Raw genomic sequence first — 15,204 nt, 5'->3', positions numbered from 1 at the left:
CCGGCGCTTCGATCACCTACGCACAAGGCACAGAAAGCCTTGTCACGGATCCAGAGGGTACGGACACCAAGCCGCTGGTGCCGACGCGGCAGAAGGCCGCGCTGGCCGACTCCGGCGCTGGCGCTTTCTATCGCGAACAGACTCGACTGATTCGAGGCCACCAGGGGCCCAGCGCCCTGGATCATCAACTCTTTGGTGACCGGCTTGACTTGTACACCGGGGCCTTGCACTTCTTCCAAACCGATGTCAGCCTGCCAGGCAACAGCAGCCTTCCGGTCAGCATGGGGCGCCGGCGCGATGCGGGCTGGAGCAGCGGTGTCTATGGCCATTTCGGCGAATGGGAAAGCAATGTTCCCCGGCTGTCTGCCACCTACTCCAGCAAGAACGGCTGGGTGGGTCGCAGCGACAGCGGCGGCCGCTGCAGCAATTTTGGCGTGCCGGCACAGTTCAACGTCAGCCCTGTGGGACCATCCTTCAGTGGCTGGGCCTATTGGAGTGGCGTGTTCCTGCATGCACCCGGCGCCGAAGGTGCGGAGTTGCTCAGTACGCTGAGCGCCGACTCGCAGCCAAGCGATGGCAACAACTATCCGCTGAGCGCTGCTGGCAACTGGAAGCTGCGTTGCCTGGCCAGCATTGCCAATGGGTCCGGCGAGGGCTTTCTTGCCTTGAGCCCCGAAGGCGTCCAGTACCGCTTCGACTGGATGGCCTCGCGCAAGGTGGCGGGGCTGTCGGCAGGACTGCGCGGCGGCATGGAACGCAGCGAATTCTGGTTGATGCCCACCCTGATCACGGATCGCTTCGGCAACACGGTGAGCTATAGCTACGACGCGGCCAACCCCTGGAAGCTGCTGAGGATCGAAGCAAGCGATGGGCGACGGCTCACCATGAGCTATGTACCCGGCAGCGGTGTTGGCGGTGAGCCGGCACAGATCAGCAGCGTCAGCGACGGTACCCGTACCTGGACCTATCAGTACAGCAGCGCGCCAGCGCTCAAGTCCGTCAGTAGGCCTGACGGCAGTCAGTGGCAATTCCAGCTGGAGGGCTTGGACCCCCAGGGCTGGCAAGCGGTGGGCGACACCAATATCTGCGACGACATCCCAGCCTATCCGCCCTCACCGGACTTCACGGGCACCATCACCCACCCGTCCGGGGCGGTAGGCAGGTTTGTCACCCGCTGGGTCAACCATCAGCGCTACAAGACCCCCAATAAGTGCTGGTATGTAGGGCCTGGCGACGCGACCAACCAGGCGCGTTACGACCCGTATCCGCGCACTTGGTGGACACAGTCCCTGGCGGAAAAGCACATCAGCGGCCCCGGACTCGACGCCCAGCGCTGGACCTATGCGTGGCAGGACAACGGCAGCGCCGTAGGCACCAAGCAGGTGCTGGTCACGGATCCGCTCAACCAGGTCACCCGCCATACCTATGGCGCCACCTACAACCTCAACGAGGCGCAGCAGCTTGGCATCGATGAAGGCTGGAATGGCAGCACCGCCCTGCGCAGCACACAGCTGCGCTACCGAGCCACCAACGCCGCGCCATACTATGACTCCTACGGCATCAGCGCACTGAAGAGCAGCAATCCCCTGTCCACGATGCGCCGGCCGGTGGACCGCAAGGAGGTGCTGCAGCAAGGCATCAGCTTCCTCTGGGAGGCCAGCGCCTTCGACACCTTCGCCCGCCCCATCAGCGTCACCCGCTCCAGCAGCCTGGGCTACAGCCGCACCGAGACAAGCAGCTACTTTGACCACAGCGCTCTCTGGGTGCTCGGGCAGATCGCCAACATCAGCTCGGCAGGCTTGGTAATGCTGAGCAACGACTACGACCCGAGCAAGGCCACGCTGAGTGCGACCCGGCGCTTTGGCGTCCTGCAGCACAGCTTCGGCTATCACCCTGACGGCAACCTGGCCAGCCGTACCGACGGCCGGCTCAACAGCACCACCTTTGCCAGCTACAAGCGCGGCGTGCCGCAGAGCGTGCGCTATCCCAACGGCGCCAGTGAGAGTGCCGTCGTCAACGACCTGGCCCAGGTTATCAGCCTGAGCGACGCGGCGGGCTACACCACCGGCTACGGTTACGACGCCATGGGGCGTCTGGCCAGCATCACCCCTCCTTCGGGCTGGGCCGCGTCAAGCCTGACGTTCGAGCCGGTGAGCTTTGAAGAGTTTGGTCTGGCTGCCGGCCATTGGCGGCTAACAGTCAGCCAGGGCAATGCGCGCCATGTCAGCTACTACGATGCCCTATGGCGACCGGTGATGACGCGCAGCTTCGACGCCGCGGATGAGGCCGGCACGCGCAAGGTCAGCGTGACCCAGTACGACGCCCTGGGCCGCATCGCCTACCAAAGCTACCCTCAGCGGGACGCTGCCAGCGTCAACAGTGCCCTGCCTGCCGGCAGGCGCAGCTCGTATGACGCGCTCAACCGCCCCCTGCTGGCGCAGGCGGACAGCGAGTTGGGTGTGCTGAACACGAGCACGCTGTACCTCGGCGGCTTCCTGACGCAAACCACCAACCCGCGCAACAAGGTCAGCACGCAGGGATTTCAGGCCTTTGACAGTCCCGACGAGGCGCGCCTTGCGTCCGTCAGCGCCCCTGCCGGGGTGAGCCTGAGCGTTGCCCGCGACAGCTTTGGCAAGCCCACCGGCATTACACGCAGCGGCAGCTACAACGGACAGGCGCAAAGCCTGACACGCCGCTATGTATACGACACCGGCCAGCGACTTTGCAAAACCGTCGAGCCCGAAATTGGCGCCACCGTGCAGGACTACGACGCCGCCGGCAATCTGGCCTGGCGTGCGCCCGGTCAAAACCTGCCCGGCGCCAACAGCTGCGACACCGCCAGCGTGCCCGCTGCGGCCAAGATCAGCTACACCTACAGCGCGCTGAATCAGCTGCAAAACACCAGCTACGGCGACGGCAGCCCTGGCGTCACGCGCAGCTACACGCCGGACGGCCTGCTCCAAACCGTGGCCAGCAACGGCGCCACCTGGACCTATGGCTACAACAGCCTGCGCCTGCTGAGCAGCGAGACGCTGAACTACGGCGGGCAGAACTACGCGCTGGGTTGGGGCTATGACAGCCTGGGCAACCTGAGCTCGCTCACCTATCCCAACAACAGCAGCGTGGCCTACAGCACCAACGCCTTGGGTCAGGCCAGGGCGGTCAGCGGCTATGCCAGCGCCGTGAGCCACCACCCCAATGGCGCGGTGGCCGGCTACACCCTGGCCAACGGCATCGCCCACAGCCTGAGCCAGAACACACGCGGCCTGCCACTGCTGAACCGCGATGCCGGTGTGCTGCAGGACCTCTATGCCTACGACGCCAATGGCAATGTGTCCAGCATCACCGACCAGCAGGAGGGTGTTTTCAGCCGCACGCTGGGTTATGACGATCTGGACCGGCTCATCAGTGCCAACGCCGCCAATGTCTGGGGCAATGCCAGCTATGGCTATGACGCGCTGGACAATCTGCGCAGCGCCGTGGTGGGCACGCGCAACAGCACGCTCAACATCGACGCCGCCCGCAATCTGCTCAGCAGCGTGGTCACCAACGGCGGCAGCACGCTCTATGGCTACGACGTGCTGGGCAATTTGCGCAGCAAGGGGCAGCAGAGCTTTGGCTTCGACCTTGGCAACCGGCTGACCACCTCCAGCCTGGGCGGCAGCTATGCCTACGACGGTCTGGGCCGTCGCATCAAGGTGCAAAGCAGCGACGGCAGCACGCGCATGCAGGTCTATAGCCAGGCCGGACAGTTGCTCTGGGCTACCAGCAGCGGCGGGCCGCGCCCGGCCAGCAGCACCGCCTATGTGTACCTGGGCGGCAAACAGATCGCGGAAACCAGCAACGGCGTGACCCAGTATGTGCACACCGATGGCCTGGGCAGTCCGGTGGCGCATACCAACAGCAGCGGTGCCATTCTCAATCGCAGCCGCTTTGAGCCCTATGGCTATGTGGCGCAAGGCACCAAGCCCAGCGCTGGCACCAGCGTGATCGGCTTCACCGGCCATGTGCAGGATGCCGAGACGGATCTGGTGTACATGCAGCAGCGCTACTACGACCCGATTGCGGGGAGGTTCTTGAGCGTGGATCCGGTGATGACGGATGCGGCGACTGGGAAGTCGTTTGGGCGGTATCACTACGGCGAGAACAACCCCTACAAATTTGTCGATTCGGATGGACGTGCCCCGCATCTTATTGACGAGGATCGTGGTGGTGTGCGGGCAGGTTCGGCAGACTTGCTGTCCGCAAGGGGATTGGATGGCGGACCGGTTCGGCAGTCGGTACAGACATCACGAGCGAACCTGGTGGAAGCTCGCAATGAACTTTCCCAACGCGCTGCCACTCGCGAAGCGAAACGGTTGGCAGATATTCCGACAAGCCAACAACCGGTGAGTCAAACAAGTGGCCGCGCCCAAGACGGCACCCAAGTTGGGCGTCAGCAGACCTTTGAGGTACCAAAAGCCGGTGGAGGCACAGAGGCAAAATCCGTACAGGTATCTCGCGATCAAGTTGGATCGCACGCCGGAATGCCGCAAATTGAAGCCGGGAAAGTAAAACCCGGCGGGCAAGTGGACTCAGCAGGGCGACCACGCATCCAAAATGAAGGCAAGGTGCGCGTCGATTTCGAACCAAAAAAGAAGCAGGAGTAATTCGATGCCAGCGGAAAAGCACAGTCGCGAGATGCTGCGTAAAAGAAGAACCCACCTACTGGAAGCAGCAACCCTGCAGGACATGCGCTCGCGTTACGGGCCTGAACTTGCGGCGATAGTAAGCAAGGCAACAGGGACAGAACTATCCGTGGATGCCTTTGACCACAACGCGGCAACACCAAGCTGTTTCGAATGGCCCGTCAAAGTGGAGGACGCTCCAGGACTGGCACTTGCCTATGTAGGGCGTGCAAAAGCTAAACAGCTGTTGGAGTGCCTCGCACTGCGACTTAGGGCGGTTCGTGGGCGACTTGGCTTCCACGACAAACGATACTTCGGACTGAGCAGTGTCATTGACGTGCCGTTGTGTTCACTGCTTTTGATTGCAGAAGCAGCCAATGATTCGCCAATCCTATACCTGGAGTACCCGCAGGGCGCAATCCTCGTTGACTACTACCAGTCGCCCGGGAGCGAACCATACAGTGTGATGATTCAAGGCACAGCGCTTGTCTCGGTAGCAAGAGAATGTTTTGAGCACGCCATTAGGCCTCTGAAATCGCCCACATAACTACTGCGGCAACTTGAATCGCACGGGGCCTGCGGACTGGTGGTCAACATCGGCGCGGTGGTCATGACCATGCTTCGACCGTACCAGGGGCGCCCCGACGCGCGCGGACGCCGGTTCATGGCCGGTTTCCCCGGCGCCTTTACCGACAAACTACTGGGTTGACGGGTCAAAGAGCTCTGCTGAATTCTCAGGCGACAAGTCTGTCGCCGAGCACATCTTTCACTCCGTCAGCTATGTTGCCGTGGCGGTGCTGATCTGCGCGCCGCTCTTTGCCTGGCTGATGCAGCAACCTATCGAGCGCATGGGCGCGCTCAATATCGCCATCTCGGTGATCGCGGTGTGCTGGAACATGCTTGTCACGCGCGCAGGACCGGCTGCTTGCCCGCTGGCGACAGGAGAAGACCTGGTGGGTGCGCATCGCCCACGCGGCCGCCTTCGAGGGCGGCCTCACCATCGCCGCGGTCACGCTGGCCACGTGGTGGCTGCACATCAGCTACTGGCATGTCTTCTTGCTGGACGCGGTGATCTTGCTGTTCTTCATGCCCTACGCTGTGGTCTACAACTGGGCTTACGACATGGTGCGCGCAAGGTGGCTGCACCGAGCGGCGTGACCCGGATGCGTCGCCGAGGCGGTGCAGCATGAAGCTCATTCTGCCGCTCCTGATGTGATAGGCGAATGTGTTACTGGCGCGCCCGCCGCCCGCCAGGCCGCCAGCGTGCGCCCCAGCTCGATCACCGCCATCGCGTAGTAGCTGGACCAGTTGTAGCGCGTCAGGGCATAAAAATTCTCGCTGCCGGCCACATAGCTGGGCGCCGCGTCGCCGTTCTGCAGCTCGATCACCGCCAGCAGGCCGGCATGGGCCTGGCCGGCCTCGGCCAGGCGGGCACCCTGTTCGGCCAGTTGCGCGGCCGTGAAGCTGGGCTTGATGTCGGGCGCCAGCAGGGTGGCGCGCGCCGCGGTGTCGACCGGCAGCGCGATCTCGAAATGCGTAGTCAAACCGCGCTGCCAGCCGTGATTGGCGAGGAAGTTGGCCACCGAGCCGATCGCGTCCTCGGGGCTGGCGATCAGGTCGATGTGGCCGCTGGCATCGAAGTCCACCGCATGGCGGTTCCAGCTGCCGGGCATGAACTGGCCATAGCCCAGCGCGCCGGCATAGGAGCCCTTCACGCCCAGCGGGTCCAGGCCCTCGCGCTGGCACAGCAGCAGGAACTGCCGCAGTTCCTCGCGGAAGAATTCGCTGCGGTCCTTGCGGCCGGGCGGGAAATCGAAGCTCAGGGTGGCGAGCGCGTCGATGACGCGAAAGCCGCCCATGATCTGGCCGTAAAAGGTCTCCACGCCGATGATGCCGGCGACGATCTCGGCCGGCACGCCATAGCGCTCCTCGGCGCGCGCCAGGGCCGCCTCATGCTGCTGCCAGAAGGCCAGGCCGGCGGCCAGGCGACGCGGCTCGACGAAGCGGGCGCGGTAGGCCGCCCAGTCCTTGGCCGTGCCCACCGGCGGCGGCATGATGAGCTGCTGCACGCGGGGCTGGCGCTGCGCCTGGGCCAGCAGGCGGCGCAGCGCGGCGGGCTCGTAACCCAGCTCTTGCGCATGCTGCTCGGCAAAGCGCATCACATCGGCGCGCTCGCCATAGGCTTGCGGTGCGGCGGCTTTGGCATGTTTGGCGGCATGCTTGCGCACCGGCTTGGCCTGGGCCGCTTGGGCAGTCAGGCAGGTGGCGAGCAGAAGGGAGGAAAAAAGTGCAAGGCGTGGGCGCAAGGCGAGGCTACTTTCGGTTCGGATGCTGGCGAAGTTGGCGGCGCAGCGGTGCCGCCGCGCGGGCGAATTCTCGCTGCCATTGGCGGCGCGCCAGCGCGCCGGCCTGGGCGCTGCCCGCCGCATAGCGGCTGCGCTCCAGCTCCAGCAGCAGCTCGGCCAGGGGCGCGGCCGCACTGCCATGCCTGGCCCTCAGCAGCTCGGCCCATTGGCGCAGGCCCTGGTGGGTCTGGGCGGCAATGCCCAGGCGCGCGAGTTGCTGCATCAGCCATTGGCGCTGGCGCGACCAGGCGTCGTGCGGGCGCGCCTGCCAGCTGGCCCACAGCCCCCCGGCCGCGGCGGCCAGTGCGATCAGGCCGGCGCTGAGCTGGCCCAGGGCGCTCCAGTCGGGCGCGCTCCAACCCAGGCGCTTGAGCAGGTCGAACTGGTCGCTGCGCGCATAGCCCAGCACGGCCTGCTGCCAGCGGTTGTTGACGGTTTCCCAGGCGCGCCGCATCTGCAGCCAGAGGGCGGGGTTGACCTGGCCGAGCGCGCCGGCCAGCGGCCCCGGCGCCGGGCGCAGCGCCTGGCCGCCGCGGATGCGCTCGGGCGCCACCGCGGCGGTGGGGTCGGCGCGCAACCAGCCGCGGCCGGCCACCCAGTATTCGGCCCAGGCATGGGCCTGGCTGTTGCGCACCACCAGATAGCCGTCCTGCAGCTCGGCGTCGGCGCCCTGGAAGCCGGTCACGACCCGCGCCGGCACGCCCATGGCCCGCATCAGCACCACAAAGGCGGAGGCGAAATGCTCGCAAAAACCCAGGCGCCGGTCGAACCAGAACTCGTCCACCAGGTGCGGGCTGGTCTCGCCGTAGCGGCCCGGCGCGAGTGTGTAGATGTACTCCTCGCTGCGTACATGGGCCAGCACCGCATCCGCCAGGGCAACGGGCAGGCGGGCCGGGTCCAGGCCGGCGAAGCGCGGCTGGCGGCGCAGCTCGCTGGCCCAGCCAAGGCTGCGCGGGTTGTGGCCGGGCGGCAGTTCCAAGTAGGGCTGCAGGCCCAGGTCGGCTTGCAGCGGGCCGACGCGGTAGTCCAGGTAGGCGCTGGCCTGCAGGCGCAGGCGTTCGGTGATGGGGCGCGGCGCCTGCCATTGCAGCTCCGGGCCGCGCCGCAGGCTCAGCTCGCCCGCCTGCAGCTCGCTGCCCGGCGCTTCGGGGCTCATCTCCAGCAGCGGCACCACCGCCAGCCGCAGCGGCTCCAGCGTGAGCTCGTAGCGCAGGCGCGGGCCGGCCACCTCGGGCTGGGCGACGCTGCTTCGGCCTAACTGGCTGAATGCATCGCCGGCCGGGCGCGCGCGCCAGGTCCGGCCGTCGAACTGCGTCAGCACCGGGCCGCGAAAGTACAGCGCCCAGGGCGGTGGCAGTGCTGCGCCGGGCTCGAAGCGCAGCCGCAGCGCGATGCTGTCGTCGTTGGCCAGCTCGGCCACGCCGCCGAACTCCATCTGGTTGGACAGGCCGGTGCGGCCGGTGGCTTCGCTGGGCACGCCCCAGAGCGGCGCGATGCGCGGGAACAGCAGGTACAGCGCCACCATCAGGGGCAGGCCCCACAAGGTGTTGCGCGCGGCGTGGCGCGCCGCCAGGCGCAGGTGCGGTTGGCCCACCGGCATCTGCGCCAGGATCAGCGCGGCCAGCAGGCCCCAGACGGTGGCCAGGGTCCACAGCGCGGTGAGCAGGGACTGCGAGTAGAGGAACTGCGTCAGCACAAGGAAGAAGCCGAGGAAGAACACCACGAAGGCATCGCGGCGCGCGCGCAGCTCCATGGTCTTGAGCGCCATCAGCATCACCAGCATGGTCAGCCCGGGTTCGCGGCCCACCAGCCGGTGGTGCGTCAGCAGGGTCAGGCCCATCACCAGCAGCAGCGCCGCCAGCAGCGTCCAGCGCCCCGGCAGCGCCGCGCTGCGCCAGGCCAGCAGGCCGCGCCACAGCAGCACCAGGGCGGTGATGGCGCTGCTCCACAACGGCAGATGCTCGGCATGCGGCGCCACCGCCGCGGCGATCACCGCCAGCAGGAAGAGGGTGTCGCGCGCCTCGCGCGGCAGCGGCTTCATGCGCGCTCCTTGGCGCGCGCCAGCAGTTCCAGGCAGGCCTGGCGGTGCGCTGCTCCGCTGGCGGGCCCGAGGGTCTCGCCGCCCAGGCGCAGGCCATAGGGCAGGGCTAGCGCGTCGGCGCGCAGCACCCAGGCGCACAGGCGCGACAGCCGCGCCTCCCAGGCCAGGCCCTGGGTCTGGCCCAGCTCCAGCCAGAGCTCGTGGCCGCGCGGGCTGCGCGTGTCGCGCACCCAGAGCTGGGCATCGGCGTCACCGGCCTGGGCGGCCTTCTTCCAGAGAATCTGGCGCGGCGAGTCGCCGCGGCGGTAGCCGCGCACCTCGTCCAGGTCCTGCCCGGGCAGGGGCGCGAGCGGCATGGCGCGCTGCGGGTCCGCCGCACCACTGCCGGCCGGCAGCGGCGGGCAGGGCTGCTCGGGCGCGGGGTAGACCCAGACCTGGCTGGCCGGCCGCCACACGCTCCAGGCGCCGAACAGGCCGAAGGGGAAGCGCGTCTCGATGCGCAGCGTGGGCAGCGCATGCAGGCCGCGCCGCGGCATCGGCAGGCGCAGCTGCAGCTGGCTGTGGCCCTGCGCGGGCACGTCGGTCCAGGCGCGCTGTTCGGCGCGCTGCTCGGCGGCGCGCAGCCCGATGCCGTAGCGCGCCGCGCCGGCGTTGTGCAGGCGGATCTGCAGGCCGGCCTCGGCGCCAGCGAACAGCGGCGCGGGGGCGCGCAGGTCAAGGCTTAGGCCGCGCAGATTCGCATGCGTCACATGCATCGAGACAAAGCCCGCGCCGGTGAGCAAAAAGGTCAGCAGATAGCCCAGGCTGAGCTGCTCGTTGATGGAGGCCAGCAAGAGCAGCAGCAGGGTGGCGCAGAAGAACAGGCCCGGGCGGCTGGGCAGGATGTAGATATTGCGCTGGACCATCAGATGGGTGTCGCTGGGCGGGTGGCGCAGCGACCACCAGGCCTGGAAGCGCTGGCGCGGCTTGCTCAGCATGGCACCGTCAGGGGATGGGCAGCGCTTCGATCATGGCGCGCACCTGCTCGCGCGCGCCGCGCCCGCTGCTGGCGCGCGGCGTGAGGCGGTGCGCGATGGTCTGCGGCAGGATCGCCTGCACGTCCTCGGGCGAGACATAGTCGCGCCCGCTCAGCAAGGCCTTGGCGCGCGCGGCGCGCAGCACCGCCAGGCCGGCGCGCGGGCTCAGGCCCTCGGTGAACCATTGGCCGGACCGGGTGGCGGCGAGCAGGGCCTGCAGATAGTCCAGCAGCGCATCGGCGGCATGCACCTGCAGCACCGCCTGCTGTGCCGCCAGCACCTGGGCCGGCGTCATCACCGCTTGCAGCGCGCGGATCGCGGCGCGGCTGTCCTGGCCCTGCAGCAGTTCGCGCTCCGAGGCGCGGTCGGGGTAGCCCAGGCTGATGCACATCAGGAAGCGGTCCAGCTGCGATTCGGGCAGCGGGTAGGTGCCCAGCTGCTCGCTGGGGTTCTGTGTGGCGATCACGAAGAAGGGTTGGGGCAGGGCATGGCTGGTGCCGTCGGCGCTGACCTGGAACTCCTCCATCGCCTCCAGCAGCGCGCTCTGCGTCTTCGGGCCGGCGCGGTTGATCTCGTCGGCCAGCAAGACCTGTGCGAATACCGGACCGGGATGGAAGCGGAATTGACCGCCGTTTTCCTTTTCGTAAATGCTCACGCCCAGCAGGTCGGAGGGCATCAGGTCGGCGGTGAACTGCACGCGCGAGAACTGCAGGCCCATCGAGCGCGCCAGCGTATGCGCCAGCGTGGTTTTGCCCACCCCCGGCATGTCCTCGATCAACAAATGTCCACCGGCAATCAAACAGGCCACGCAGTCGGCCACCTGCGCCGATTTGCCTTTGATGATCGTGCTAATCTGGTGCTGCAATGCCTGGAGTTGGTGCGCCAGCGCGGACTGCGAGTCTCGTTGCGTCATGCGGCGCACCTTAACCCAAAACTCAGAAGTACGAGGTTTTCGCCCGCATGTCCACCGCCTATCTCAGCCACCCTGATTGCCGCCGTCACGACATGGGCGCCGGCCACCCGGAATGCCCGCAGCGCCTGGACGCGATCGAGGACTGGCTGATCGCCCACGGCCTTGACGTGGCCCTGGCCAGGCACGACGCACCGCAGGCGCGCATCAGCGATGTGGAGCTCGCGCACACCCATGGTTATGTGGCGGAGCTCCGCGACACGCTGGAGACCCTGGCCGCCAGTGGCGAGACGCGCGCCGTCGACCCCGACACCATCGCCAACCCCTATACCTGGGCCGCGGCGCTGCGCGCCGCCGGCGCCGCCGTGCGCGCCACCGATCTGGTGCTAGACCGCCAGGCCGAGAACGCGTTTTGCGCGGTGCGCCCGCCCGGCCACCATGCCACGCGCGACCAGAGCATGGGTTTTTGTTTCTTCAACAATGTGGCGATCGCGGCGCGCCATGCGCTGGATGTGCGCGGCCTCAAGCGCGTGGCGGTGGTGGACTTCGACGTCCACCATGGCAACGGCACCGAGGACATCCTGGCCGGCGACGAACGCGTGCTGATGGTGAGCATCTTCCAGCATCCGCTCTATCCCTTCTCGGGGGCGGTTCCCAAGGGCGAGAACATGGTCAACCTGCCCATCCCACCCTATACGCGCGGCGCCGAGGTGCGCGAAATGATAGAGGCCCAGTGGATGCCGGCGCTGGAGCGTTTCCGGCCCGAGATGATCTTCATCTCGGCCGGCTTCGATGCGCACCGCGAGGACGATCTCGGCCAGCTTGGCCTGGTGGAGGCCGATTACGAATGGATCACCATGCGGGTGAAGGACATGGCCGAGCGCCATGCCCAGGGCCGCATCGTCTCGGTGCTGGAGGGCGGCTACCATCTCGGGGCCCTGGCGCGCAGCGTCGGCGTCCATTTGCGGGTGCTGGCTGGCGTCTGAACTCCGAGTCGACGAATTGAATCAGACCTTCAGTTTTGAAGAGCTGCAGGCCCTGCTGGCCTCGCTGCTCAGCCCCTCCGCACTTGCCGAACTGGGCCTGTTGCTGGCCTGCATGGGCCTGGCCTGGCTGATCGTCTGGCGCCTCAAACAGCGCGTGCAGCAGCGCGCCCGCTCGGTGCTGCTGGGCAGTCATGTGGTGGACGGCGTGCTGTTCCCGGTGCTGGCGCTCTTGCTGGCCCTGGGCGCGCGACGCGCCATCCCGCTGTTAGGCCTGAAGCTGGCGGTGTTCAAGCTCATCATCCCGGTGCTGACCTCGCTGGTGGTGATTCGCCTGATCGCGCGCGTGCTGCGCGCCGCCTTGCCCGGCTCGGGCTGGATCCGGCTGCTCGAGCGCAGCGTTTCCTGGCTGGCCTGGGGCGGCTCGATCCTGTGGATCGTCGGCGTGCTGCCGATGGTGATGGACGAGCTGGACGATGTGCGCTGGAAGGTCGGCGCCACCCAGGTTTCGCTGCGCGCCATGATCGAGGGCGGCCTCACCGCGGCCTTTGTGCTGGTGCTGGCGCTGTGGATCTCCTCGGCCATCGAGCAGCGCCTCTTGCGCAACACCAGCGTCGACCTGTCGATGCGCAAGATCGCCGCCAACCTGACGCGCGCGCTGCTGATGTTCATCGGCCTGCTGGTGGCGTTGACCGCCGCCGGCATCGACCTCACCGCCCTGGGCGTGCTGGGCGGTGCCTTGGGCGTGGGCATAGGCTTCGGCCTGCAGAAGCTGGCCGCCAACTATGTGTCGGGTTTCGTGATCCTGGCCGAGCGCTCGCTGCGCATCGGCGACATGGTCAAGGTGGACAACTTCGAGGGCCGCATCAGCGACATCAAGACCCGCTACACGGTGATACGCGCGCTCAACGGCCGCGAGGCCATCATCCCCAACGAGACCCTGATCACGCAGCGGGTGGAGAACTCATCGCTGGCCGACCCGCAGGTGCTGCTCGGCACCACCGTGCAGGTGGCCTATGGTTGCGACGTCGCGGCGGTGATGGCGCAGCTGGCCGAGGTGGTGGGCAAGGTGCCGCGCGTGTTGACGCAGCCCGGGCCGGCGGTGCACCTCAGCAACTTTGCCGCCGACGGGCTGGAGCTGAGCGTGATGTTCTGGATTGCCGATCCCGAGAACGGGCAGGGCGGCGTGCGCTCCGATGTGAATCTGGCCATACTGCGCTGCCTGAATGCGCTGGGGGTAGAGATTCCCTACCCCCAGCGGGTTGTGCATCAGGTCCAGCCGCCTGCCACTCAGAGCGCGGCTCAGAGCGCCAGTTGACCGGCGCGGTAGCTGCGCCGCCAATGCCAGGTCAGCCCGGCAGCGCCCAGCAACAGCGCGCCGCTCAGGGCGCCCGGCCCATTGAGCCCGAACAAGGCCCAGCAGGCCGCGCCCGCGCCGGCATACAGCGCCGGCAACTTCTCATACCAGTAGGCTGAAATCCACATCCCTCACATCCCTCGACTGTTGCGATTCGTCGTGGATGCTGGCGCTGGCCGCTTGGGCTCATGGTTGGTGTCGCCGCATCCATGGGATGGATCTTCGCTTCTAGGGGCTTGCCAAGCCCATCCCCCTAGAGTAGGAGAAGCCCCCCCGCGATCATGGGGGGCTGGGAGGTCAAGCCGGCAAGCGGGCGAGCGCCTCAGGCCGCGTTGACGGGGATCCCCACCGGCTTGCCGCCGGCAATGCGCTGCTGCCATTCGGCCGGGCCGGTGATGTGGGCGCTGGTGCCGCCGGCGTCCACCGCCACGGTGACGGGCATGTCGACCACGTCGAACTCGTAGATCGCTTCCATGCCCAGGTCGGCAAAGCCCACCACCGGCGCGGCCTTGATCGCCTTGCTGACCAGATAGGCGGCGCCGCCCACCGCCATCAGGTAGGCGCTCTGGTTGTCCTTGATCGCGTCGATGGCGATCTGGCCGCGCTCGGCCTTGCCCACCATGGCGATCAGGCCGGTCTGTTCGAGCATCATGCGGGTGAACTTGTCCATGCGGGTCGCGGTGGTCGGGCCGGCCGGGCCCACCACCTCGTCGCGCACCGGATCGACCGGTCCCACGTAATAGATCACGCGGTTGGTGAAGTCCACCGGCAGCTTTTCGCCCTTGGCGAGCATGTCCTGGATGCGCTTGTGCGCGGCGTCGCGGCCGGTCAGCATCTTGCCGTTCAGCAGCAGGGTGTCGCCGGGCTTCCAGCTCGCCACCTCGGCCTTGGTGAGGGTGTTCAGATCAACGCGACGGCTCTTGTTGTAGTCGGGTGCCCAATGCACATCGGGCCACAGATCCAGGCTGGGCGGCGTCAAGTAGCTGGGGCCCGAACCGTCGAGCACGAAATGCGCGTGGCGGGTGGCCGCGCAGTTGGGGATCATCGCGATCGGCTTGGACGCTGCATGAGTCGGGTAGGTCTTGATCTTGACGTCCAGCACCGTGGTCAGACCGCCCAGGCCCTGCGCGCCTATGCCCAAGGCGTTGACCTTCTCGTAGAGCTCGATACGCAGTTCTTCGAGCTTGTTCTGCGGGCCGCGTGCCAGCAGCTCGTACATATCGATGTCGTCCATCAGGGCTTCCTTGGCCAGCAGCGCGGCCTTCTCGGCCGTGCCACCCACGCCTATGCCCAGCATGCCCGGCGGGCACCAGCCAGCGCCCATGGTGGGCACGGTCTTGAGCACCCAGTCGACGATGTTGTCGCTCGGGTTGAGCATATAGACCTTGCTCTTGTTCTCCGAGCCGCCGCCCTTGGCCGCGACGATCACGTCCACCTTGTTGCCGGGCACCACCTCCATGAAGACCACCGCGGGCGTGTTGTCCTTGGTGTTCTTGCGCTCGAAGATCGGGTCCGAGAGCACCGAGGCGCGCAGCTTGTTGTCGGGATGGTTGTAGGCACGGCGCACACCCTCGTCGATCGCATCCTGGATCGAGCCGGGGAAGTCGCCCCAGCGCACGTCCATGCCGATCTTCAGGAACACGTTGACGATGCCGGTGTCCTGGCAGATCGGGCGGCGCCCCTCGGCGCACATGCGGCTGTTGGTGAGGATCTGCGCGATCGCATCCTTGGCCGCCGCGCTCTGCTCGCGCTCGTAGGCGCGCGCCAGATGCTGGATGTAGTCGGCGGGGTGGTAGTAGCTGATGTACTGCAGGGCGGCGCTAACGCTGTCGACCAGATCGTTGTAGCGGATGGTGGTACTCATGGGGCGTTCCGGGAGGGAGGT

General features: G+C 67.0%; 11 protein-coding genes and 1 pseudogene. 6 read left to right on the top strand and 6 right to left on the bottom strand.

Annotated features, from left to right (window positions below):
• The first annotated feature begins 224 nt into the window (after window positions 1-224).
• From WG898_RS20555 to WG898_RS20545, 4 genes and pseudogenes are all read left to right on the top strand, one after another.
• A complete protein-coding gene (locus WG898_RS20555) occupies window positions 225-4,649 on the top strand; it encodes an RHS repeat domain-containing protein (RefSeq protein ID WP_339604638.1) in 4,425 nt (1,474 codons plus the stop codon).
• Window positions 4,650-4,653: 4 nt separating this feature from the next.
• Window positions 4,654-5,214 carry a hypothetical protein gene (locus WG898_RS20550; RefSeq protein WP_339604637.1) on the top strand — a complete coding sequence of 187 codons (561 nt, stop codon included), beginning with the start codon at window positions 4,654-4,656 and terminating at the stop codon, window positions 5,212-5,214.
• 241 nt (window positions 5,215-5,455) lie between these two features.
• Window positions 5,456-5,509, top strand: a pseudogene (locus WG898_RS25325) (hypothetical protein); the annotation flags it as partial.
• A gap of 58 nt (window positions 5,510-5,567) precedes the next feature.
• Complete coding sequence (locus WG898_RS20545; RefSeq protein WP_339604636.1) at window positions 5,568-5,825, top strand: PACE efflux transporter; 258 nt, start codon at window positions 5,568-5,570, stop codon at window positions 5,823-5,825.
• Between the two features lie 35 nt (window positions 5,826-5,860).
• On the opposite strand, the gene mltB is transcribed toward WG898_RS20545, so the two are convergent.
• From mltB to WG898_RS20525, 4 genes are read right to left on the bottom strand one after another with little or no spacing between them, the layout of a single operon-like run.
• Window positions 5,861-6,973: a lytic murein transglycosylase B gene (gene mltB / locus WG898_RS20540; RefSeq protein WP_339604635.1), complete on the bottom strand. Its 1,113-nt coding sequence runs from the start codon at window positions 6,971-6,973 to the stop codon at window positions 5,861-5,863.
• Between the two features lie 7 nt (window positions 6,974-6,980).
• On the bottom strand, window positions 6,981-9,053 hold the full coding sequence (locus WG898_RS20535) for a transglutaminase TgpA family protein (RefSeq protein ID WP_339604634.1): 2,073 nt from the start codon (window positions 9,051-9,053) through the stop codon (window positions 6,981-6,983).
• Complete coding sequence (locus tag WG898_RS20530) at window positions 9,050-10,030, bottom strand: DUF58 domain-containing protein (protein WP_339604633.1); 981 nt, start codon at window positions 10,028-10,030, stop codon at window positions 9,050-9,052. The genes WG898_RS20535 and WG898_RS20530 overlap by 4 nt, the downstream gene beginning before the upstream one ends.
• A 7-nt stretch (window positions 10,031-10,037) precedes the next feature.
• Window positions 10,038-10,982, bottom strand: coding sequence for an AAA family ATPase (locus WG898_RS20525; RefSeq protein ID WP_339604632.1), 945 nt, complete (start codon window positions 10,980-10,982; stop codon window positions 10,038-10,040).
• Between the two features lie 47 nt (window positions 10,983-11,029).
• Between WG898_RS20525 and WG898_RS20520 the strand changes: the two genes are divergently transcribed.
• Window positions 11,030-11,965, top strand: coding sequence for a histone deacetylase family protein (locus WG898_RS20520; protein ID WP_339604631.1), 936 nt, complete (start codon window positions 11,030-11,032; stop codon window positions 11,963-11,965).
• A gap of 16 nt (window positions 11,966-11,981) precedes the next feature.
• Window positions 11,982-13,280, top strand: a complete 1,299-nt coding sequence (locus WG898_RS20515; protein WP_339604630.1) for a mechanosensitive ion channel family protein — start codon at window positions 11,982-11,984, stop codon at window positions 13,278-13,280.
• Here the strand turns inward: WG898_RS20515 and WG898_RS20510 are convergent.
• Window positions 13,265-13,447, bottom strand: coding sequence for a hypothetical protein (locus WG898_RS20510; protein ID WP_339604629.1), 183 nt, complete (start codon window positions 13,445-13,447; stop codon window positions 13,265-13,267). The two genes, WG898_RS20515 and WG898_RS20510, sit on opposite strands and share 16 nt — an antisense overlap.
• Before the next feature lie 194 nt (window positions 13,448-13,641).
• Window positions 13,642-15,183: a fumarate hydratase gene (locus WG898_RS20505; protein ID WP_339604628.1), complete on the bottom strand. Its 1,542-nt coding sequence runs from the start codon at window positions 15,181-15,183 to the stop codon at window positions 13,642-13,644.
• Window positions 15,184-15,204 lie beyond the last annotated feature (21 nt).

It is taken from the genome of Paucibacter soli (genome assembly GCF_037482845.1).
GTDB lineage: Bacteria > Pseudomonadota > Gammaproteobacteria > Burkholderiales > Burkholderiaceae_C > Paucibacter_B > Paucibacter_B soli.
This window is presented reverse-complemented; position numbering and strand designations above follow the sequence as displayed.